Here is a 22154-nt window from a genome sequence, read left to right as displayed (position 1 = left end):
GCCTCCTCTTATACTTTTTATTATTAACTTACAATGTTTCTTGATACTTTTTCTTAATTTCGCGAATTAAATGATTAACCCCAGACTTAGTAATGACAAAACCAGTTTCTTGATAGTAAAGTTCACCCAATTCTGAAAGTGATGCTTCAGGATTTTTTAATCTTAAATTTGAAATAATTTGAGCTTTTAATGACAACGCTTTGAAAAGTTTTTTATCCTTTAAAACAGAAATCATTATAACTTGCTGGTCTCCAGCATTTAAAATTTTTTGTTGATTAGAAATATCAATATTATTAAAACGATTAATATTATTAAATAATTCTCGTGAAATGCGTTTATCTTCAAAAACGAAAACTGCTTGTGGACAATCAATTATTTTTAAAAAGTCAGAAATTACATTAGATTTTTTTAGATAAAGCACCGTTTTATTACGACGTTTTATTGTTTTAAAGTTTAATTTAAAAATTTGTAATAAAATATTTTTAATTTTTTTAGCCAACATATCATTATGAAATTGTAATTCCAAATGGTAGTTAGGTGTTGAAGGAGAATTGATACTGCCAACTACAAGGAAGATTCCTGCGATATACGCCCTTATACAATGCTCTTTTATTATATGCTGGTGCATAGCTTCTTTCTCAATAAAAAGATATTTATCTTGAAGCATTAAATCATTAATAATAAAATCAATTTTATTATTAATACGAATATTATACACCTTTGGACGCTCAAATTTATTTAAAACATCCACCATAACTATCAATTTTACGTCTTTATATTGATTTTTTAAAAATTTATATATTAACCTAGTGGTTTTGTTATGAAAACTATGAATAATAATCTCATTATTTATTTTATCTGAATTTGTAATCTTACCATTAATAAGCGAATATGCTGATAGCAAAGATTTCTGACAACAATTTTTAAAATTTTTTTGACAGATTTCATCTTTTACACTTGTTGTAAATGATATCATTACTATCACCTCAATTGTACACTTTATTCATTAAAATTATCAATAAAATTTATTAAATATTGTGCTGCAATCGCTCCATCGTTAACAGCAGTTACTATTTGTCTTAAATTTTTAGCAATTACATCACCAGCTGCATATAATCCTGGGATTTTAGTTTGACACTTATCATTAACTATAATATAACCATTGCTATCACAAATATCTAAATCTTTAACAAATTTTGTAACAGGATCAGAACCAATATAAGGAAATAAGGCATCAGTAGTAATTTCACTAATTTCCTTAGTTTTAATATTTTGAATTTCTAATTTACCTACTTTTTTCTTATCCTCAGTACCTAATACTTTTAATACAACATGATCAGTTATTAAATTAATATTTTCATTATTTTTAACTTTATTAACGGTTTTATCATCAGCACGAAATTGATCACGACGATGAATAAGATTAACTTTATTAGTAAATCTTGTTAAATATAAAGATTCTTCACAAGCAGCATAACCACCGCCAACTACACTAATAATTTTATTCTTAAATAAAGCACCATCACAAACAGCACAATAAGAAACACCACGATTAGCATATTCTTCTTCACCAGGAACACCAATTTTACGTTCTAATGAACCAGTAGCTATAATTACTCCTTTAGCAATAAGAACATCACCACTACTTAAAAGGACTGTTTTAATTTTATGATTTTCACTATCTGTAATTTTAATAACTTCATCAGTAACAAATTCAACTTGTAGTTTCTCAACTTGCTTTTGCATTTTTTCTGATAATTCAGGGCCTAAAATATAATCATAACCTGGATAATTTTCAATTTCAGAAGTTTTAATCATTTTTCCACCAACAATATATTTTTCAATAATCACAGTTTTAAGATTTGCTCTTTGTGCATAAATAGCAGCTGTCATTCCTGCTGGACCACCACCAATAACTACTAAATCATAATCATATTTATTTTCTTTACTAGTATGATTTTTCATATAATCATTCTCCTTTACGAAATCTTGATGGTGCAATAATTTGTGCAAATATTACTAAAATAACACCTAAAATAATTCACATTCCAGAAACTATCATTGAAGTTGAAACATTGGCTATTTTCATAATGTCTCTATTATCACGAAGTGGTTCTAAAATCATTCTAATAATACCATAAAAGACAAAGTATAAACTACCTGATACTCCTGCATACGTTACTCGATAATTATTAGGATTATACATAGTATTTAAAGATTTAGAATGTGGTTGCATATTATATTTAATCTTTAAATATCATTTTTTTATCTTTGATTTAACTTTTGAATGTGTTTTAACATCTTTTCAAGGTATTTTTTCAACACTTTTAACACTATTCTTATTGGGTGTAAAATCAAAATATGCTTGTTTTCAACTTTCATATTTAAATTTACGATATCCATGAATTTTTTTAATAACCGTTCAAGGTTTTAAAAAATCTTTTCCAACAATTGGATTAGTCTTTAAAGGCGAAATAAATTGCGAAGAATCTAATTTTCATGGTTTTTTACTAAATATTTGTCCTGTTTTTGGTACAAAAAACGTTAAAAAGAATCAACCAAATAATGAAGATAATGACTCATATAAAAATAAAGGTTGACGATAAACAGCAACAGGATCTCGATTATCGCTATTAAAACCATAATGTAAATGATTATTTATTCATGTTGGTAATCAACTGAAAGGATGACCAACATCAGTTCCTAGTAATTCTTGATTAAAAAAATTACCTCATCTACCAATCGCTTGACCTAATAAAATATTTGGAACAATACAATCAATAAAAACTCACATTGAAATTTGTAACTGTTTTGAAGTACGATAAAAAATAAAGAACCCTACTATCATTCCAACTGTAACGCCTCCTTCAATTGCCATACCACCTCTTCAAACGGCAACTACATCAAGTGCATTTTCAATTGTGCTAGTATTATTAAGAACATATCATGCTCTTGCTCCTATTAATCCTGCTAATGTAATAACTAATGTTCCTCATTCTAAAGTTTTAGTTGGAATATTACGACGATATAATTTTATTCATGAAGCAATGACAGCAGTTAAAAAACCTATTGCCATTAATACTGAATAAATATGAATTCCCGTTCCCGGAATATCGGTAATTAAACTATTGTATCCATCATCATTAATCATATTTTTTCCTTTTTGATAATTTAATAATTAAATTATTTCTTTTTTGTTAAATTTCTAATTATTTGTTTTTGAAAACTAGCAGTAGCGTCTTGACCTTCATCTTTTAACTTTAAACTAATAACTGCTGCTTCAATTAAATCAGCTAAATTTCTTCCTGGACTAACAGGAATAATTATTTTAGGCACTTTAATTTCAAAAAAAACATCAAAGTTATTATGATCACCAAGTCGATCAACTTTAGTTCAACCATCATTTTCAATTCTAATTAAATTAATAATTAAATTTACTTGACTCTCATGCATTATAACATGATATCCATACATTTTGGTAATATCTAGGATACCTATTCCTCTAATTTCAATTAAATTTTTAATAATCGGATTAACTTTTCCTACAATTTTATTGTTGACTTTTAAAATATCAATACTATCATCACCAACAAATAAGTGTCCATTACGTAATAAATCTAATGTTGTTTCTGATTTACCAATACCACTTTCACCTATAATTAGGACACCATAACCAAAAATATTTACTAGAGTACCATGTAAACGTTTAGATTCAGATAAACGTTCAACAATATACGTAGAAACTGTTGCTGCAAATTCAGAAGTAAAAAATAATACTTCAATAATTGGAACTGTTGAATTAATCGCTTTAGCACAGTCACATAATTCTTTTTTAAATTTAAAATTAGGTGTTACAAAAATAGCAGGAATATGATCTTCTAAAATATTACTAAAATGGTTCTTAAATTCTGTTTTTGGTAAAGAAGAAATATATTCGCTTTCTTTACTACTTAATAAAATTATACGACGACTACGTGAGATTTGTTTAGTTTTAAATCCTGTTAACTCTAAACCACCACGATTAGTACCAATATTAGTAATAATTCTTTTTTCAATTGGAATTTTGGGATTAATATATAAAATTGTTAAATTAAATTTTGTTATTATTTCACCAACACTAAGGTTTTCCATACTTAATTTCCTGCCTTTTATAATTAAAATTTTTGATTAATTTTAAACATAATATAATTATATATAATATATCAACAGAAAGTTTATTATTAACAAAAAATATACATAAGTTTCTAAAAACATTAAAAAAACTATTGAATAATATAATAAAAAGTTATTAAACATTTCATTATCAAATAAAATTATTATGATATAATTTTTTAAAAATTGTTAAAAATTAAAATATTAAAAATTGGTGTTAACTTTTTATGAATAGCAACTATATTCCTTTTGAATTAGTATTAAAAAATATTATCTCATCATCTATCAATCAAAATTTAAATCATATTTATGAAACTATTGATAAAAATAAAAATGAAAAAAATACTGGTGATTTAGTTTCTGAAAAATGAGATTATCATTTTATTAATTATTTAGGACAACTAAGTTCAATTGGAAGTGGTACGCCTCCACAATTACCACCAAGAAATAAAATATAAATAAATATTACTAGTTAATATTATCTAAAATTTGAATAATAGTTTTAACTATCTTTGCGGCATTTTTTTCATTCTTAAGAACATGTAAATAATCTTTTAAATATTTAAAATTTTCTATATCATTTTCTATTTTTATAAATATTTCTTTAGCAGCATAACCAGTTGAAGCTATAGGAATTATTATTTTATTTTTATTTCTAGCAATTTCAAATTCATTTAATACACCTTTTGATAAAACAATATTATTATTTTCATCCATTTTATTACCAAAAATAAATAGTACAATGTCTGCTTTATCTATTAACTGATTACGATATTCTGGTCAACTTTTTTTAAGTTGTTGCGGAAATGGTCATACATCAAGAATTTTATCCAAAACAATACTATTTTCTTTAGCATACTTAACAGCACCACTTACTATTTCATCACCAACGCCGATTCCAAATGCATTTATTATTTTCTTATTTTCTTTACATAAGAAATTTGATAAATCAAATACAATTTTTTTACTTTTCTTTATAGTACCAAATTCTTCATAATTATTAGCTATACCCGAAATAAAAATATTTCTCTTCAAATTATTATTAGTTGCAGAATTAAATATTTCTGCTTTTGAATCGCAATAGTTGTTTAATAATAATGTTTTAAAATTAATGTTTTTAAAACAATTGTGACTTATAGAATTGAATAACTTACCATAAATTGTCAGAGAAAAAGAATCGTTTGAAAACCGTAATTCTGTTTCAGGAATAAATTTACTATATAAACTATTTTCTCCTATTGTTCCATCACTAACACCATAATATTTATCATTAATATCCAAATTAAGTGCAGTTAAATCAATTGCATAATAATATCATACTTTAGTGCTTATTTTTGAAGCATAATGCCAAAAAGTAAATAGGTGTATCTTTTGTTAAAAAATACCAGTTTCTTCTCTCATTTCATTATAAACTGTTTCCAAAGGATTATTATTTTCCACTCCACCAGTAATTGAACTATATTTACCCAACTTATTTTTATTAAATAAAGGATTACTCTCACATGTTTGCATAAAATAACGACTACCATCATCTTTAATTATAAATGGTAATATTGCAACACCTTTGTTATTACATCAAGGTTCTTCAACACCATGCATAAAGCCTACTTTAATTAATTTAACTCATTCTTTTTTCATATTTATTTTTTTCCTTTATAACAAAATTATAACTCTTATAAATAAATATTTCTAATTAATTCTTATTATCATTTATTAATTTAATTAATTCTTGAGCCATAATATTATGTGCTCATTTATTAGGGTGAATGCTATCAAAAAAGAAATAATTATTAATATTTTCTTCATTAACACCTTCATTGAAATGAGGAACAATAATACCATTATTAATTATTTCACTAAAATCAGTAGTAACTGCTGCATCAATAATATTGTTATTAATATTCAAGCTTTTAAACTTATTAATAGCATTTGTTATCGCTGCAAACATATCATATTTAATAATATTTTTTTTATTTTTATTTAATTCTTCAATAACACTATCTAATATTTTATTAAAATTAGTAGTTAAATTTAAAATACGTTCCTTATCTTTTTCTTTATTTTTAAATAAAGGGATAATACTCATATTAGGAACATTACATAATAAAATACGTTGAGCACCCTTATTTATCAATTTAGTTAAAGCATTTTTTATTAACTCAACTGCTTTATTAATAATTTCTTCTTGGTCGTTTAATAATGATTGTTTAAAAGCATATAAAATATCATTACCACCAAACTCTACTAAAATTATATCATTACTATTAATATGATGCTGACTAATTAAAGCATCTACTTGATGAGTAATATCAAAATGATTAATAACAAAACTTTCTACTGTTAATTCTTTTTTTCTACTAGCTAAAGCTCCACTAACTGCATAATTATTACCAATTTGCTCATCAGCAAATAAAAAAAGGTCAAATCTTCAAGCAGAAGTTAAATTTATATGCAAGTAATCGGCAATAATTTGTGCTGCCACAGGACCATTAGAAAAAGAGTTTTTATAAAATGGTGGTAACATTTTAACTATTTTAGGTATTTTTAAATGCTTAAAAAGAGCTGTAAAACCACTTACTAATGCTCCTGTGTCTGATAAACTATCTCCTAGAACATAAAAATTACCTTTTATTTTTTGATTATCATTCATGACTTCTCCTTCTAACAATAAACTTAAACTGAAAATATCTTAACATAATTGATTTAGCTTGTCATAGTACAAAAAATAATTATGCTAAAAGTGGACATTATCATATTTAAATAATAGAATTTCCTCTTTGTTTATAATCTTTAATAATATTAACAGTAATTAATGTTGCCATTAAACAAGTAATACAACTAATAATATTTAAAACAACAGCAACAATAGTAATTTGATATGAAAAAACTTTATTATCATTAAATTGAGGTAAAAGCACAATAACACTAATAATTTCACAACTTGTTCCAATAATACCTAAACAAAAACTAATAAAATCAAGCGAAATACTAAATTGATCTTTTCGATATAATTTCATATTTTGTTTTATCAAAGTTTTCTTTAATCTAATTAAACGGAACATTAAGAAAAAAGATAGAAAAGCTAAAGTAAAACTAGTAATATCAAAAAAAATTGCAACAACAGTTATTCAAAGTGATGCTTTATCATTATCTCAAAAAGGTTGTAATGCTAAAATACTTAGAATTCCCAAAAAAATACCTATTAAACCAGTTCCAAAACTTATTAAATCCATTTTAAGAATTTTTTTATTAAACTTTAAAAAATATACTCTTTTTTCCAAAGTGACAAATCCTTTCATGTCTATATATAAGTAAGATTTTATCATATAAATGGAAATAATTTTCTCCAATTTTAGATTACAAATAAAAAGAATAACTATAGTTGTGTTATTAATCTATTGTTTGTTGAAATTTCAGTATTTTGTACATTAGACATATTCCGTAATTAAATTTAATTAATTGTCAATAAAATTGTTTTAAAACTATTTAGTGTTATTGAATATAGAAATAAATATTTTTTGAAAAAATAGTTTAAAAAATGAGTTTACATTTTAAACAAAAAATTGTTAATAATATTTTTATATTAACTCGATAAAAATTTAAATTTTAAAAAAATATTTTTAATATTTTTTTTATTTTAATGGTTTTATTTTATTAAAAATTTCACAAAGTAAGTTAAATCTTAAGTACATAAGTCTAAATTTAGATTTTCTACATTTATTTACTAAAATTTTGAATCTTTTCAATCAAGCAAAGACATGTTCAACTTTAATTCTAATTTTAGATACAATCTTATTGTATTTTCTTTCTTGTTTAGTTAATTTTTTATTTTTAGTTCTTTTAATTGGTATTATTGTATTTTTATAAATATTTTGTATACCTTGATATCCTAAATCACCAATAATTATTGTTTTTTCTGAAAATTCAAGATTTGAATTTTTTAATATTTGAAAATCATGCACTTTACCATTATCAGCAAAAATATCAACAATTTTTTTATTAAAAAAATCATATACAATTTGAAATTTTATAGAATACATTCAACTTTTACCAGAAAAATATTCTAACTGTAGTTTTTTTTAGTTGGTCTTTCAATTTCAATCTCAGTTGAATCAATTAAATAAAATTGAAATTCATTTGAATTTTCTTGTTTTTTATCAATTTTTAATTTATATCTTTCTTTTAAAAATTGGTAATCTTTGTGGTTACTAAGTTTATTTTCTACTCAAGTAATATTTCGAAAACAACTTGATGGGCTCATTTTAGATTTAATACTCATTTGAAAAAAAGTATAATATTCTTTTCAGTATAATAAAGTCATCATTAATCTTTCTTCTACTGAAAGTTTATTTTTTCGACCTTTATTTTTTTCTAATTTTTCTATTTCAATTAATTTTTCTAACATTTCATTAAAATGAAAACGTTTTATACCAAAATATCTGTAAAATTCTTCATTTTTTAATTTTTTTAAATTTTCAAAAATCATTTTTATCAACACTTTTCTAAATTTATTGTTAATAACAAAATTATAAAATAAATTTTAAAATTATTAATTGACTTTTAAAAAATTTAATTACGGAATATGTCTATTAATTGAATTTATTTCCTTAACAAGAGAGACAATATTTTCTTTAAATAAATTAAGTCTTTGTCTTTTTTTTCTAATTTTTATTTCAACTTTATTCAAACTTTTTTTGATATTACAAATTTTTAATCCAATTTTATAAAGTTGCTCTTTTTGATTATTTAAAACAACTTTTTCACATTCTATTCTATTACCTAATCTTATTTCAAAATTATAATAACCAAAAGTGAAAAACTTAACTAATTTACTTTTAAATTTAAAAATCTTACTTGTTTTCTGTTTTTGAAAAACTTCTAATTTTTTAAAACTATTATTATGAAAATTTAAAATAATTTCTTGTTGATTATTAATTTTATATAATTTTTCTTTTAATTCTCATTTTTTACTACTTAATTTACAATTTAATTCTATTTTTAATGCTGTAATTTTATCAATAAGTTTACCCTTTTCCTTCTGTTTTTGTTCCTCTCACATTAAAGTAAATTCAAGTAATTCAAACTCTAGTTCTTTATCTCATGGAAAAAAATTTTCTTTTTCAAACTTAAAAGAAAGAAATTCAAGTTCTTTTCTTTCATCATTAAATACTTCATCTTTTACTTTCACTAAAAAGTTTTGCATTCATTGATACTGTTTTTCCATTATTTTTAAATTTTTTTTAAAAAAATCTTTTTCAAAAAAAATAAATCAATATTCTAAGTATTGTATATTAGAAGAAGTACTAAAAACTTCTTTTAACTTTATTATATTACTTTTAACATTTTGTATAGTTGAATTTATAAGTATTTCTTTTAAATTTGGTACTACTTCTAAAGACATTTTATTTCTCCACTTCTTTTGTTAAAATTCAAGAATACTACAGAAAATATTTTAATTATTTTCTATTCAAATCGCGATTAATAACTGCTTTTAAATATTGTCCAGTATAAGACTTAGGATTTGTTATTACTTGTTCTGGTGTTCCTGTAGCAATGATTTCACCACCAAATTTTCCACCCTCAGGTCCTAGATCAATAATGTAATCAGCAACTTTAATAACTTCTAAGTTATGTTCAATTACAACAACAGTATCACCATGATTAACAATTTTATTTAAAACTTCAATTAACCTTTTAATATCATCAACGTGTAAACCAGTAGTTGGTTCATCTAAAATATACATAGTTTTGCCAGTAGCACGTTTTTGTAATTCTTTAGCTAGTTTCACTCTTTGTGCTTCACCACCAGATAATTCAGTAGCGGGTTGTCCTAATTTTACATATCCTAATCCCACTTCTTGTATCATTGCTAACTTTTTATGGATTTTTGGATGATTAGCAAAAAAAGTTAATGCTAAATCAACAGGCAGTTCTAGTACATCATAAATATTTTTACCTTTATATTTAACTTGTAATGTTTCACTATTATAACGTTTTCCTTCACAAATTTCGCAAGTTACATAAACATCAGGTAAAAAATGCATCGCAATTTTAATAACACCATCACCAGAACAACGTTCACATCTTCCTCCCGGTACATTAAATGAAAATCTACCTTTAGCATATCCTCTAATTTTTGCTTCTGGTGTTTGTGTAAATAAATCACGAATATCATCAAAAACTGAAGTATAAGTAGCAGGATTACTCCTTGGTGTTCTGCCAATTGGTTCTTGCGAAATAGCAACAATTTTATCAATAAATTCAATCCCTTTTATTGCTTTATGTTTTCCTGGTCGTTGTCCCTTTAAACCTAAATACTTTTGAATACTAGTATATAAAATATCATTAACAAGCGTTGATTTACCACTTCCTGAAACACCAGTAACACAAATAAATTTACCTAAAGGTAATTTAACATTTATTTTACGTAAATTATTAGCTTGTGCTTCTTGAATTTCAATAACTTTGCCATTACCACTTCTTCTTGATTTAGGTAATGCAATAAATTTTTCACCATTTAAATATTGTCCAGTAATTGAATTAGGATTATTAGCAACTTGCTGTGGTGTACCTTCAGCAATTACTTCACCACCATAAATTCCGGCTTTTGGACCAATATCAATTAATCAATCTGCTGCTCACATTGTATCTTCATCGTGTTCTACTACTAATAATGTATTATCAAGATCTCGCATTTGTTTTAAAGTTTCAATTAACTTAACATTATCACGTTGATGTAAACCAATTGAAGGTTCATCAAGAACATACAATACTCCCGTTAATTGTGAACCAATTTGAGTTGCTAATCGAATTCGTTGTGATTCACCACCAGATAAAGTTTGTGCCATTCGTGATAAGTTTAAATAACCTAAACCAACATTAGTTAAAAAACTTAAACGATTAATGATTTCTACTAATATTAATTTAGCAATTTCTTGTTGATAAGGTAATAATTTAATATTTAACATAAATGTTAAACTTTCTTCGATGTCTAAATTAGTATATTGACTAATATTCATTTCTTTATTATTTTCATCTTTAATTTTAACTGCTAGTGCAAATTCATTTAATCTTGTTCCTTGACAAGTTAAACAAGTACGTTCACTCATAAATTTACGATAATAATCACGGGCAAAATCACTAGTTGTTTCTAAAAAACGTCTTTCAATTAAAGTGGCAATGCCTTCAATATAATCATGATTAGGATATTTACGACCATTTGCCGAAGTAATACTAAAAGTAATGGCTTCATCACTACCGCGCATAATATAATTAAGTTGTGTTTTTGTTAAATTTTTTAATGGTTGATTCAAATCAATTAAATAATGATAACAAAGAACTTTTAATTTTTGCCATTCTAAATTACTAGTACCAACTAAGTTTTTATAATACTCAATGCCACCATCATTAATTGATAATTTTAAATCTGGCATTAATAATTCTTCGTCAACTTCTAATTTTACTCCCAAGCCTTTACAATCAAAACACGCTCCACTTGGTGCATTAAAAGAAAATAAACGCGGTTCTAAACTGGGAATTGAAAATCCACAAATTTTACAAGCATATTTTTGAGAAAATAATCACGTTTCATTTGTTTGCAATAAAATAACCTTTGCTAAACCATTACTATGATTTAAAGCAACTTCTAAAGCATCATGAATTCGTGAAATAGTATTATCATCATTGGTAAATTTAATACGATCAATAACAATATCAATATCATGACGTAATGATTTATTCAATTCAATTGGTTCATCTAAACTATATATTTTATTATTAATTTTAACTCGCAAAAAATTTTCTTGTTTTAATTTTGCTAATAAATCTTGATGACTACCTTTTTTAGCATTAATAACTGGTGCTAAAATTTCAATATTAGTATTATCTTCTAACGTTTTAATTTTATTAACCATTTCTTTTAAAGTTTGCGTGCTAATTGGACCATGACCCTTATTACAATAAGGAGTTCCAATCCGTGCATAAAGTAAACGCAAATAATCATAAATTTCAGTAACAGTACCAACAGTACTGCGAGGATTATTACTTGTAGTTTTTTGATCAATAGAAATTGCTGGTGCTAAACCATCAATAGCATCAACATCAGGTTTTTCACTGTTTCCTAAAAATTGACGAGCATAGGCTGAAAGTGATTCAACATATCTTCGCCTTCCTTCTGCATAAATTGTATTAAAAGCTAATGATGATTTACCACTTCCTGAGACACCAGTAATAACTACTAACTTATACTTTGGAATTTTAATATTAACATTTTTTAAATTATGTTCACGTGCACCTTTAACAGTAATATATTTTTGATTATCTGTCATTTATTCCTCCACTTATATGCTCTTTCTAATTAATTATATACTATATATAGTTAACTTTAATAGCATTATTGCTAATTAATACTAAAGAATATCAATTATAATTAGTTTAAAATATTATCTAAATCAATATTTAAAATTTTAAAATTATTTAGTGCAAAAAAAGTATATAAAAACTTAAATTACAAAAAAATGAACAATATATATTCAAAAATGAAATACAGCAATTGCTCATTTTATAATAAAATTTAAAAAATAGAATTAATTATTACTAAAAAATGTTATATTCCAATATTTTTTTCTAATAAAAAATAATTGGAATAATTTTATTTACTTAAATTATATAAATTTATCCATTAACTTTATTTATCTTATTTTTTTTCTTTCTTTTTTATTAACTTTAACTACTACTATTTTCTCCTTGATATTGTCAAAGTTCAGCAAATATTCCAGCAGCTAAATTATTCTCGGTATTAGAGATACCTTTTCCAGTATCAGCAGTTGTTTTACTTCCTCAAAGATGAGTATAACTACCTAAGAATGGTACATATTTAGAACCTAATGATCCTGAAGTTCTTTCATTAATAAAAGCTATTCTTGCTGAAGCAGGAGTGGTTCATACCTGAGCATTATTTAAAAATGTATGATTATGTTTTCCAACACTTCCTAATGTTTTTCCTTCTTTATCACTCTGAACTATTGTTAAACCTTTAGCAAGAGCCACTTAGCCCTTTTTACTAGACCATTAATTTAAAAAACCTGAATGTATTCTAAAAACAATTGTGTTATATAATTAACACTAATTTTAACCTGAAAGGATTTTTATTAATGGATAAAATTAAACAAATAGCATTAGTAATTAACAAATTAAATATCAAAGAAAAAATTAAAATTATTGATGATTGTAAAAATCAATATTCAATTAGAAACCTATGTCAATATCTTCAATTAAACAGATCAACATATTACTTTTTAAAAAATAAACAAAAACCTATTAAAAAAGAAGAAAATCATATTATTAAATGCAATCATAAATATCAAAAAATATGCCAACTTTTAATCGAATTTCATTCTACAAGAAAAGGCAGAATTTATGGATATTTAAGAATTTTTTCAGCTTTTAAAGAGTGATTAAAACAAGAAAAAAATATCATTTTAAATATAGAATTATCAATAAAACAAATGCGAAAAATTATGAAAGAACACAATATTCAAGGATTAAAACAAACTAAAAATAACTATCCTAAAAACAAAAAAAATCCAAATAAGTGAATACCTACAATGGATAAAGTAAACAAAGATTATAAAAGTACAACCTCTTCAAATCAAATTTGATCAATGGACACTAAACAAATAAATACTAAAGAAGGATGATTATATCTTTTTGTAATTATTGATTTTTATTCAAATAATGTTGTTAGTTATAATATTGCTCCTAATAAATCATATCAGGATTTAATTCTTCCTGCTCTTGAAAAAATCAACAAACAATTTTCTTGAAATCAAGTAAAAAATGTTATTTTACATTCAGATAACGCCAACGAATTTTATTGTCAGGATATCACAAAATGAGCAGAGGATAAACAAATAATTTTAAGCAAAAAACAACCTTATGATATTGGTGGTAATGTATTATCTGAAAACTGATTTTCTCATTTATCTCAAGAATGACTACCTAAAGGATCAAATCAATATTTATCCATCAATGAAGCTATAAATGATGTAAATCAATATGTTATGTTTTATAATTATGAAAGAATACATTCTAAATTTCTAAAACCACCAATTTTACAAATTAAAATTTAGAATTTTATATCAAAAATGGTCCAGTAATTAAGGGCCAACCACCAGATCTACTTTTACTCAACCTTCTGGCATTTTTGATCCAACAGGCATTCATTTATATTCACCAGGAATTCATTGTCCTTTACTTTCATCTGATTTTTTATTTTTTTCTTGGCAATCTTTTAACTGTGCTTCTAGTTCTTCTCTTTTTGCTTTACATTCTTTTAATTGATTTTCCAAGTCTTCTCTTTTTTCTTTACATTCTTTTAAATCTTCTTCTAATTTTTTAACTTTATCTTCAAGACCTTCTAATTTTTTATTTTTTTCTCTACATGCTTTTAATTGTTCTTCCAATTCATCAATTTTATCTTCTAGTTCTTTAATTTTTTTTGATTTATCTAATGATTCTTTTACTGATTTTGCATAAAGACTACTTATTTCTTCTAATTCATTAGCTGTTTCTTGCAATTTTTTATTTAATTTTTCCATTTTTGCTTGACAGTCGCTATCATCAACATTAACAGTAGTAACACTATCTTCTTCTACTGTTTTATTTTTTTCATTTATCATTTTTAAGTATCCTCCTTTTTATTAAAATTCTCGTATACTATTTTTATTAATAATGAAAATTATTGAAAATATTATTTTGTTTCAATTTTAAATAAATCTCACTTAAAGTTTACAACTGAAAACATTACTATACAATAAACTTTCCTACAAAGCAATTATTAATAAAATTAAATATTAAAAATTATTATTAAAATTGAAAAACAATTAAGTTATAAAAATTATTAATTTAATTATTTTAAAATAATTAAATTAACATACATTAATATTTTAAACATTTGATAAGATAGTGTAAAATAATTAGTAATTTAGTAGTTTAGAAAAGGCTTAAAAAATGACAGTAATCAACACGTCTGTGAATCAAAAAATTTTATTAACTGGTTATAAAAAATTTTGTTATTCTTTTAGCAAAATTTTATTAGTTATTCTATTATTTCCTTTTGTTTATTTTTATTCAAAAAAATATCAAAAACAATTTTTAGAATTTTGCTTTTCTTATCAAAAAGAAGGTAAATTTAAAATAAATAACGAACAAACAGTTGATATTAATAGTTTTAATTATCATCAATATGATTGTCAAATTAAAGATCTTAATAAATATGGCTATCCAATTGATTGAAAAAAAGAAAATTATCAAGAATTTACCATTAAAAATGATAATAATCAAAACATTAGTTGTCTAACTGTCATTCAAAAAAAGAAAAGTGATAAATGAGTTATTGGCTTTCATGGTTGAACAGAAAATAAATATTTAGCACTAAGATTAGTGTCATGATTTTATGAAGAAGGATACAATATTTTAACTTTTGATAGTGTTGCTCACGGTAAAACTTATGGCCAATATAGTGACATTGGTCTTACTTGTGCTGAAAATATTAATTGTTTAATTAATTGAATAAAAGATAATTATCAAGTTAGCAGTATTGGTTTAATTGGTAATAGTATGGGTGCATCAACAATTAATTATTACTTATTTAAATATAAAGTAACCAATTTAATTAACTGGGCAATTACTGATTGTGGATTCTCTAATCTACTTGTTCAATTTCGTTACGTCATGCAATACCGTTATAAAAAACCTTGATGATTAATTAGTAATGGTTTAGCCAAAAGATATCAAAAATTTACAAATACAAATATTTTAGATTATGATTTATTAAAAAAAAGCAAAACAGGTTTTCAAGTTCCTACTTTATTAATTCACGGTAAAAAAGATAATTTTGTCCCATTTTTCATGGCTAATGTCATTCATAATTATCAAGTTAAACTCCATTATAAAAATTATGATTATTTATTTTTGAAAAATATTGATCATATTGAAACCTTACCAAATGCTTATCAAACTTACATTAATAAAATAAAAAGTTTTATCAATACATACGAAATAAAAAAATAGAGATAGGAAAAAGACATGAAATTAAAAAAGAAGTATTCGTTTTGAGTAATATTAATGATGGCAATTTCTGCTACAGTTGGATCATCAGTACTAATTTCATTTGGACAAGTAGCGTTTCAAAGTGGATTTAATCCGATTTTAATGATATGTGCCTGAATTTTAGGCGGTATTTTAATTTTGCCAGAAATGTTATTACTAGCAGAAACTGCTATTTCTTTTCCAGGAAATGGAAGTGCTTATTATTGATTAAAAAAAGCAAATTGAATGGCTTGTTCGTTTTGATTGGGATGGATTTTAGTTTTAATGGTTAGTGCTACTGCCGTTGCTTCTGCTACTTTAGCATTAGGTAATATTATTGGTACTTTAGCTCATATTACTAACCAATGGTTGATAAAATTATTTGGAATTTTAATTTTATTTGCATTAGCTATAGTCCAAATATTTATTAAAAATAGTTCTGGAAAAACACAAATTATTTTTACAATTTTAAAAGGATTACCAATTACTTTTGTTTTATTTATTGCTATGATTTATGGCAATACAGATAGCTTTAATAGTGAAATAGTTCAAAAAGATTTATCAAAAATTTTTCTTGCAACTTATGTTTTATTACCAGCAACAACAATGACACTATTTGCCTATTCAGGAATTGAGGCAATAACTTATGTTACTGAAGAAGTAGAAAATCCAAGAAAAAATGTACTTTGAGCTTTAATTGTTGCAACAGGACTAATTATCTTTTTATATTTAATACTATTAATTGCTTTGTTAACTATTAATGAACCACTTTCATGATTAGATAAAAATGATGGATTTAGTAACGTTTGATATTATGCTATTATCAATAATCCTAATATTCCTCATGTTTTAGCTTATATTTTTTCAGGACTAGCAATTTTATTATTTGTTGGTTCACTAAATGCATTTCTACTTTATCAATCACGTTTAATTTTTAAAATGAGTGAAGAAAAAGATTTTTTTAAATTTTTTCAAAAAACAACTAAAAGAACTAATATGCCATGAGCTGCTATGCTACTATTAATATTTGCTGCTTTAATTTATATTTTATGAAATCAATTGTATGAAGTAACTAATTACTTTATTATTGCTATTAGTTTTTTAAAATTAATTGTTAATTCAGTCATTATCTTTTTAAGGCGCAAACATCCAGACTACCAAAAGATTTTTAATAATTTTTGATTTTACTTTTTCATTATTATTGGTTATTTAGGAGCAATAATTGCTATTGTTGGATCATTTTTGGCAATGTATTATTATGGTACACAAAATAATAATATGTGAGCATTATGAAATTCACTAATTTTAATTGCTGTTATGTTAGCAGGATATCCTGTTTACTATATTAAAAATTATGTAGTTAAAATTGTTAACAATTTTAAAAATCAAAAAAAAGATAATCAATCATAAGAAAATAATCTTATACATTATTTACTTTCTTGTGCTAATAAAAAATTTTTAATATGAGCACCATAAAGATAATTAACAATATTCTTATTTTTATTAACAACGCGATGACAAGGAACAATAATTGCTAATGGATTTTTACTTAAAGCTGAGCCTACTGCCCTACTTGCTTTTGGATAACCTATTTTTTGCGCTAATTCTTGATAAGTTAAAGTTGTCCCAAATTGAATAGTACAAGTTTTACTCCATACTAATTCTTGAAAAGGAGTTCCTTTTAAAGCTATTGGTAAGTTAAAATCACTTAATTTTTTATCAAAATACATTGCTAGTTGTTTTAAACAATTAACTACCACTATATTACTACTATCCTTAGCAACTTGACGAGTATTAACAAAACTAACTTTTACTACTTGTTCTGCAACTACTATGATTTCAATTAAACCTATTTTAGTAGTTAAATAACCATATTTTTTCATATTTTTTATTACCCCTTTATTTTATTTAAACTATTACTTTCTTTTACAAGTTCTTGTAATATTTTATTATCAAAATTTTGTTTTAACAAATCTGAATTTTCAACAATCTTTTCAATAGATCAATCTCACCATTTTATATTTTGTAATTTTTGAACTATTTTTTTAGAAAAACGATATTTTATAATTTTAGTGGGATTACCACCAACAATAGCATAAGGAGGCACATTTTTTGTAACTACACTTTTAGCTGCAATTACTGCCCCATTACCAATAGTTACTCCTCTTAAGATTGTCACATCATGACCAATTCAAACATCATTTTCTATCACTGTTGGTGATTTAATCGGAAATTTATCTAATTTATCTTTTTCTGTAACTTCTGATAAATTTAATGATTTATAAAATAATGGTAAAGGAAATGTTGAAACTACAGAATAATTATGATTGCCACCATTCATTATAAATAAAACACCTTGTGCAATTGAACAAAATTTACCAATAATTAATTCATCATCTATCATATTTTGAAAATGATAAATTATATTTTTATTTTCAAAATCAATAGCTGCTTGCTCACCATTAAAATCATGATAATAAGTATAATCACCAATAAAAATTTTAGGTTTAGTAATATAATTTTTATTAAAAATATTGTTGGTATATGAGGATTAATTTTAGTATTTGGACTTATCAAAATACCTTTTTGTGCTTTATCGATCAACTTATTTTACTCCTTTATTTTTCACTTTCAATACTCAAAATTAAATCACGAAGTGAAGCTGCCTTTTCAAAATTTAAATCTTTAGCTGCTTGTAACATTTCAACTCTTAAATCAGCAATTATCTTTGTTTTAGCAGCTATTTTTGTTTTACCTTTACTTGAATTTAAAATTTTTAAATCAACATCTAATTCTCTAGTACTTACGATTTCACTCAACGGTTTTTTAACAGTAACTGGTACTATATTATGTTTTTTATTATAAGCAAGTTGAATTTCTCTTCTTCTTTGCGTTTCTTCAATTGCTTGTGTCATTGCCTCTGTCTTAATATCTCCATATAGTATAACATGACCATTAACATTTCGTGCTGCGCGACCAATAGTTTGGATTAATGATTTAGTATTACGTAAAAAACCAGATTTATCAGCATCCAAAATACAGATTAATGACACTTCTGGTACGTCTAATCCTTCACGTAATAAATTAATACCAACAATAACATCAAAAACACCTTTTCTTAAATCTAACAAAACTTTAGTACGTTCTAATGTTTTTAATTCATTATGAATATAAGCAACTTTAATTTTTTGTTCTTGTAAAAAATTTGATAATTCTTCTGCCATTCTAATTGTTAAAGTAGTAATAAATACTCTTTCATTATTTTTTGTTCGTAATTTTATTTGATTAATAATATCTTCCATTTGATTTTTAGCTGGTTTAATTTCAATTGTTGGATCTAATAAACCTGTGGGACGAATAATTTGTTGAACTGGTACATTAAAGGTTTCAACTTCATTTTTAATTAAAGATAATTCATAATCAGCAGGAGTTGCTGAAGTATAAATAACTTGCTTTAACTTATTAGAAAATTCATTAAAATTTAAAGGACGATTATCCAAAGCACTAGGTAAACGAAAGCCATATTTTACTAATGTTTCTTTTCTGCTACGATCAGTATTATACATTCCTCTAATTTGTGGTAATGTCATATGAGATTCATCAATAATTGTTAAAAAATCATCTGGAAAAAAATCAATTAAAGTATATGGTGCTGAACCCACTTCTCTATTTTCTAAATGACGAGAATAGTTTTCAATACCACTACAAATACCAAATTCTTTTAAGGACTCTAGATCGTGTTCTGTTCTTTGTTCTAATCTTTGCGCTTCTACTAACATATTATTTTTTCTTAGTTGTGCTAATGTTATTTTTAACTCTTCAGTAATTTTAATAACTGCCTGATCAACACGACTTTTACTAGTAATATAATTTTGCGCAGGAAAAATTGTAATAAAGGAAAAACGTTCTAAAACATTAGCGCCTAATGTATCAATACGTGCTATTTCTTCAATTTCATCACCAAATAAACTAATTCTTAAATAAAATTGATCATTTCAAGATGGAGCTAACTTTATTAAATCACCTTTTGCACTAAAACTACCCAGTTCTAATGTAATATCATTACGTACATATCCATTTTTAATTAGTCTTAATAATAAATCTTTTCTATTAATTTTTTGTCCTTTTCTCAATTCAAAAAAGTTATCTCTATATGCTGTTGGTTCTTGTTCACCATAAATTGCTGCTACTGATGCTACAACAATAACATCTTTACTAATAGATAAACCATTTAAAGCACTTAATCTTAACATTTCAATTTCTTGATTTTGTTTAGAATTTTTATCAATATAAGTATCGGTTTTTGGTAAATATGCCTCGGGTTGATAAAAATCAAAATATGAAACAAAATATTCAACGCGATTTTCAGGAAAAAAAGTTTTCAATTCTCCATATAATTGCATAGCTAATGTTTTATTATGTACTAAAATTAAAGTTGGTTTTTGCACTTGCACAATAACATTGGCCATTGTAAAAGTTTTACCCGTACCAGTGGCTCCTAATAATACTTGGTATTTAATATTATTTTTAATAGCTACTACTAATTTTCTAATTGCTTCAGGTTGATCACCTGTTGGTTTATAAGGCGCTTTTAATTTAAACATAACTTTATATTCCTTTAAAACATTCTATATACAATACCATATTATTTTAAATAAAATAATAATAAAACTTTTATATAATTAAAATTATTATAAAACAATATAAATACTATACTTATTTTTTGATTTTTATAAGTATAAAAAATTATAATAAATTTCTTAAAAAATTTAAAGTTTAGTTATCAAATAAATCCAATGTTTAAAATTGACTTATTATCGTTTATATTTTATTTTACTTAGAATATAGTAAAATTTTAAACAGATAATTAAAATAATTTTTATATAAAGTAAAAAAACTAAAAAGGGGGAATGATTATGAAAACACTATTAACAGCAGTAAGTCTTTTAACGGTTTCATCATCAATTGGAAACTTAAATTCTATTTTAAACACCGAAATTAAAACTACAAATATTTTAAATAATGAACCAATAAAATATGATGGTGAAGATAAAATTATTACTAACTATGAAAATCAATATGAACTTGCTATATCGTATATATACATTAATAGCAGTACTTTAGATACTTGATTTAAACTTTTTTCTTTAAATAACCTTGAAAAATTAAGAGAAAAAATATACTATGACACTTCATCTTTTCCTTATCAAGGTAATGGATGAGAAAAGATTAGCATATATGAATTAACTGAAAAATTAATAAATAATTTTTCATCTTTAATTAATGTACGTGGATATAATACCTATGGAATTATAGTAACTTATCATGAAGCACCTAAGGAATTATTTTTTCTAGCACCACAATTTTCACCAAATACTCACGATAAAAATATAATAGAAAAATATTATAAATTTTTATGACATGATACTTTAAAAATTGCATTAAGTCGATATGAATGACAAAAAATTTTAAATACTAATAAAAATAAAACTGAAATTTTTAATATTATTTCTAGATTTCCCGAATGAGATGCAAGTGGTTGAAAAGGTTATATCTCAAACGAAGATTTATATACTTTATCTGAAAAAATTATTGAGAATTTTAATCAATTAAAAACTAAATTCGAAAATAGTAATACAGGATGAAAAGTAGTAACTAACACTACTGGCTCATGAACAGAACTTGAACAAGAATAAAATATACTTACAAAAAAAATAATGAAAAGAAAGAGAGAAAAAATATAATGTTTAAAAAATTTAAAGAAATTTTCAAAAAGAAAAAATGACATTGTGACTATTGTAAAGAAAATTATCCTCTACTTTGTCCAATCAAAGGATTAGAAAAAGATGGAGAAGATTTTGAAAAAAAACCAAAAGATTAATTTTATACTTTAAATAAAAATAGGCAAATGC

General features: G+C 24.1%; 23 protein-coding genes. 6 read left to right on the top strand and 17 right to left on the bottom strand.

From position 1 onward, the window contains the following. Positions 1–28: 28 nt before the first annotated feature. The 4 genes from whiA to hprK are packed head-to-tail and all read right to left on the bottom strand — an operon-like array spanning position 29 to position 4131. Positions 29–976, bottom strand: coding sequence for a DNA-binding protein WhiA (gene whiA, locus AAHM89_RS01485; protein WP_342266735.1), 948 nt, complete (start codon positions 974–976; stop codon positions 29–31). A 23-nt stretch (positions 977–999) separates the two neighbouring features. Further along, positions 1000–1965, bottom strand: coding sequence for a thioredoxin-disulfide reductase (trxB, locus tag AAHM89_RS01480; protein WP_342266734.1), 966 nt, complete (start codon positions 1963–1965; stop codon positions 1000–1002). Then, positions 1949–3151, bottom strand: coding sequence for a prolipoprotein diacylglyceryl transferase (locus AAHM89_RS01475; RefSeq protein ID WP_342266733.1), 1203 nt, complete (start codon positions 3149–3151; stop codon positions 1949–1951). The genes trxB and AAHM89_RS01475 overlap by 17 nt, the downstream gene beginning before the upstream one ends. A gap of 32 nt (positions 3152–3183) precedes the next feature. After that, positions 3184–4131 carry an HPr(Ser) kinase/phosphatase gene (hprK, locus tag AAHM89_RS01470; protein WP_342266732.1) on the bottom strand — a complete coding sequence of 316 codons (948 nt, stop codon included), beginning with the start codon at positions 4129–4131 and terminating at the stop codon, positions 3184–3186. Positions 4132–4379: 248 nt separating this feature from the next. Here hprK and AAHM89_RS01465 point away from each other — a divergent pair, with 248 nt between their 5' ends. Then, positions 4380–4610 (top strand): hypothetical protein, encoded by a 231-nt coding sequence (locus tag AAHM89_RS01465; protein WP_252321044.1) that lies wholly within the window; start codon positions 4380–4382, stop codon positions 4608–4610. A gap of 10 nt (positions 4611–4620) precedes the next feature. On the opposite strand, the gene AAHM89_RS01460 is transcribed toward AAHM89_RS01465, so the two are convergent. The 9 genes from AAHM89_RS01460 to AAHM89_RS01420 all read right to left on the bottom strand — a co-directional run bounded on the left by AAHM89_RS01460 (position 4621) and on the right by AAHM89_RS01420 (position 13200). After that, entirely contained in the window at positions 4621–5433 is an 813-nt protein-coding gene (locus AAHM89_RS01460; RefSeq protein WP_342266731.1) for a hypothetical protein, read from the bottom strand. 93 nt (positions 5434–5526) lie between these two features. Then, positions 5527–5790 (bottom strand): hypothetical protein, encoded by a 264-nt coding sequence (locus AAHM89_RS01455; protein ID WP_342266730.1) that lies wholly within the window; start codon positions 5788–5790, stop codon positions 5527–5529. A 55-nt stretch (positions 5791–5845) separates the two neighbouring features. Then, complete coding sequence (locus tag AAHM89_RS01450) at positions 5846–6802, bottom strand: SGNH/GDSL hydrolase family protein (RefSeq protein ID WP_342266729.1); 957 nt, start codon at positions 6800–6802, stop codon at positions 5846–5848. Between the two features lie 106 nt (positions 6803–6908). Beyond that, positions 6909–7433, bottom strand: coding sequence for a hypothetical protein (locus AAHM89_RS01445; protein ID WP_342266728.1), 525 nt, complete (start codon positions 7431–7433; stop codon positions 6909–6911). Between the two features lie 351 nt (positions 7434–7784). Continuing rightward, positions 7785–8192, bottom strand: coding sequence for a transposase family protein (locus tag AAHM89_RS01440; RefSeq protein WP_339045908.1), 408 nt, complete (start codon positions 8190–8192; stop codon positions 7785–7787). A 23-nt stretch (positions 8193–8215) separates the two neighbouring features. Beyond that, entirely contained in the window at positions 8216–8638 is a 423-nt protein-coding gene (locus AAHM89_RS01435) for a transposase family protein (protein ID WP_339045912.1), read from the bottom strand. A gap of 87 nt (positions 8639–8725) precedes the next feature. After that, positions 8726–9553, bottom strand: a complete 828-nt coding sequence (locus AAHM89_RS01430) for a hypothetical protein (RefSeq protein ID WP_342266727.1) — start codon at positions 9551–9553, stop codon at positions 8726–8728. Positions 9554–9608: 55 nt separating this feature from the next. Further along, on the bottom strand, positions 9609–12479 hold the full coding sequence (gene uvrA / locus AAHM89_RS01425; protein ID WP_342266726.1) for an excinuclease ABC subunit UvrA: 2871 nt from the start codon (positions 12477–12479) through the stop codon (positions 9609–9611). Between the two features lie 397 nt (positions 12480–12876). Then, positions 12877–13200, bottom strand: a complete 324-nt coding sequence (locus tag AAHM89_RS01420; RefSeq protein ID WP_342266725.1) for a hypothetical protein — start codon at positions 13198–13200, stop codon at positions 12877–12879. A 104-nt stretch (positions 13201–13304) separates the two neighbouring features. Here AAHM89_RS01420 and AAHM89_RS01415 point away from each other — a divergent pair, with 104 nt between their 5' ends. Further along, complete coding sequence (locus AAHM89_RS01415; protein ID WP_342265776.1) at positions 13305–14282, top strand: IS3 family transposase; 978 nt, start codon at positions 13305–13307, stop codon at positions 14280–14282. Positions 14283–14309: 27 nt separating this feature from the next. Here the strand turns inward: AAHM89_RS01415 and AAHM89_RS01410 are convergent, their stop codons facing one another. Then, entirely contained in the window at positions 14310–14831 is a 522-nt protein-coding gene (locus AAHM89_RS01410) for a hypothetical protein (RefSeq protein WP_342266724.1), read from the bottom strand. A 331-nt stretch (positions 14832–15162) separates the two neighbouring features. On the opposite strand from AAHM89_RS01410, the gene AAHM89_RS01405 reads away from it, so the two are divergent. Together AAHM89_RS01405 and AAHM89_RS01400 are read left to right on the top strand one after the other, a co-directional pair. Then, entirely contained in the window at positions 15163–16224 is a 1062-nt protein-coding gene (locus tag AAHM89_RS01405) for an alpha/beta hydrolase (protein WP_342266723.1), read from the top strand. 15 nt (positions 16225–16239) lie between these two features. Beyond that, positions 16240–17652: an APC family permease gene (locus AAHM89_RS01400; RefSeq protein WP_342266722.1), complete on the top strand. Its 1413-nt coding sequence runs from the start codon at positions 16240–16242 to the stop codon at positions 17650–17652. Between the two features lie 17 nt (positions 17653–17669). Here the strand turns inward: AAHM89_RS01400 and AAHM89_RS01395 are convergent, their stop codons facing one another. The 3 genes from AAHM89_RS01395 to uvrB all read right to left on the bottom strand — a co-directional run bounded on the left by AAHM89_RS01395 (position 17670) and on the right by uvrB (position 20846). Then, on the bottom strand, positions 17670–18125 hold the full coding sequence (locus AAHM89_RS01395; RefSeq protein ID WP_174481403.1) for a methylated-DNA--[protein]-cysteine S-methyltransferase: 456 nt from the start codon (positions 18123–18125) through the stop codon (positions 17670–17672). Between the two features lie 8 nt (positions 18126–18133). Further along, a complete protein-coding gene (locus AAHM89_RS01390) occupies positions 18134–18646 on the bottom strand; it encodes a CatB-related O-acetyltransferase (protein WP_342266721.1) in 513 nt (170 codons plus the stop codon). 214 nt (positions 18647–18860) lie between these two features. Further along, positions 18861–20846 carry an excinuclease ABC subunit UvrB gene (gene uvrB, locus AAHM89_RS01385; protein WP_342266720.1) on the bottom strand — a complete coding sequence of 662 codons (1986 nt, stop codon included), beginning with the start codon at positions 20844–20846 and terminating at the stop codon, positions 18861–18863. A 312-nt stretch (positions 20847–21158) separates the two neighbouring features. On the opposite strand from uvrB, the gene AAHM89_RS01380 reads away from it, so the two are divergent. Then, positions 21159–21938: a hypothetical protein gene (locus tag AAHM89_RS01380; RefSeq protein ID WP_342266719.1), complete on the top strand. Its 780-nt coding sequence runs from the start codon at positions 21159–21161 to the stop codon at positions 21936–21938. Next, positions 21914–22123 carry a hypothetical protein gene (locus tag AAHM89_RS01375; RefSeq protein WP_342266718.1) on the top strand — a complete coding sequence of 70 codons (210 nt, stop codon included), beginning with the start codon at positions 21914–21916 and terminating at the stop codon, positions 22121–22123. The genes AAHM89_RS01380 and AAHM89_RS01375 overlap by 25 nt, the downstream gene beginning before the upstream one ends. The last annotated feature ends 31 nt before the right edge of the window (positions 22124–22154 follow it).

The sequence above is a fragment of the Spiroplasma endosymbiont of Villa modesta genome, from assembly GCF_964030925.1.
Lineage (GTDB): Bacteria > Bacillota_I > Bacilli_A > Mycoplasmatales > VBWQ01 > Spiroplasma_E.
Note: the sequence above shows the minus strand (reverse complement) of the source record. Positions and strands in the feature narration are given on the sequence as shown.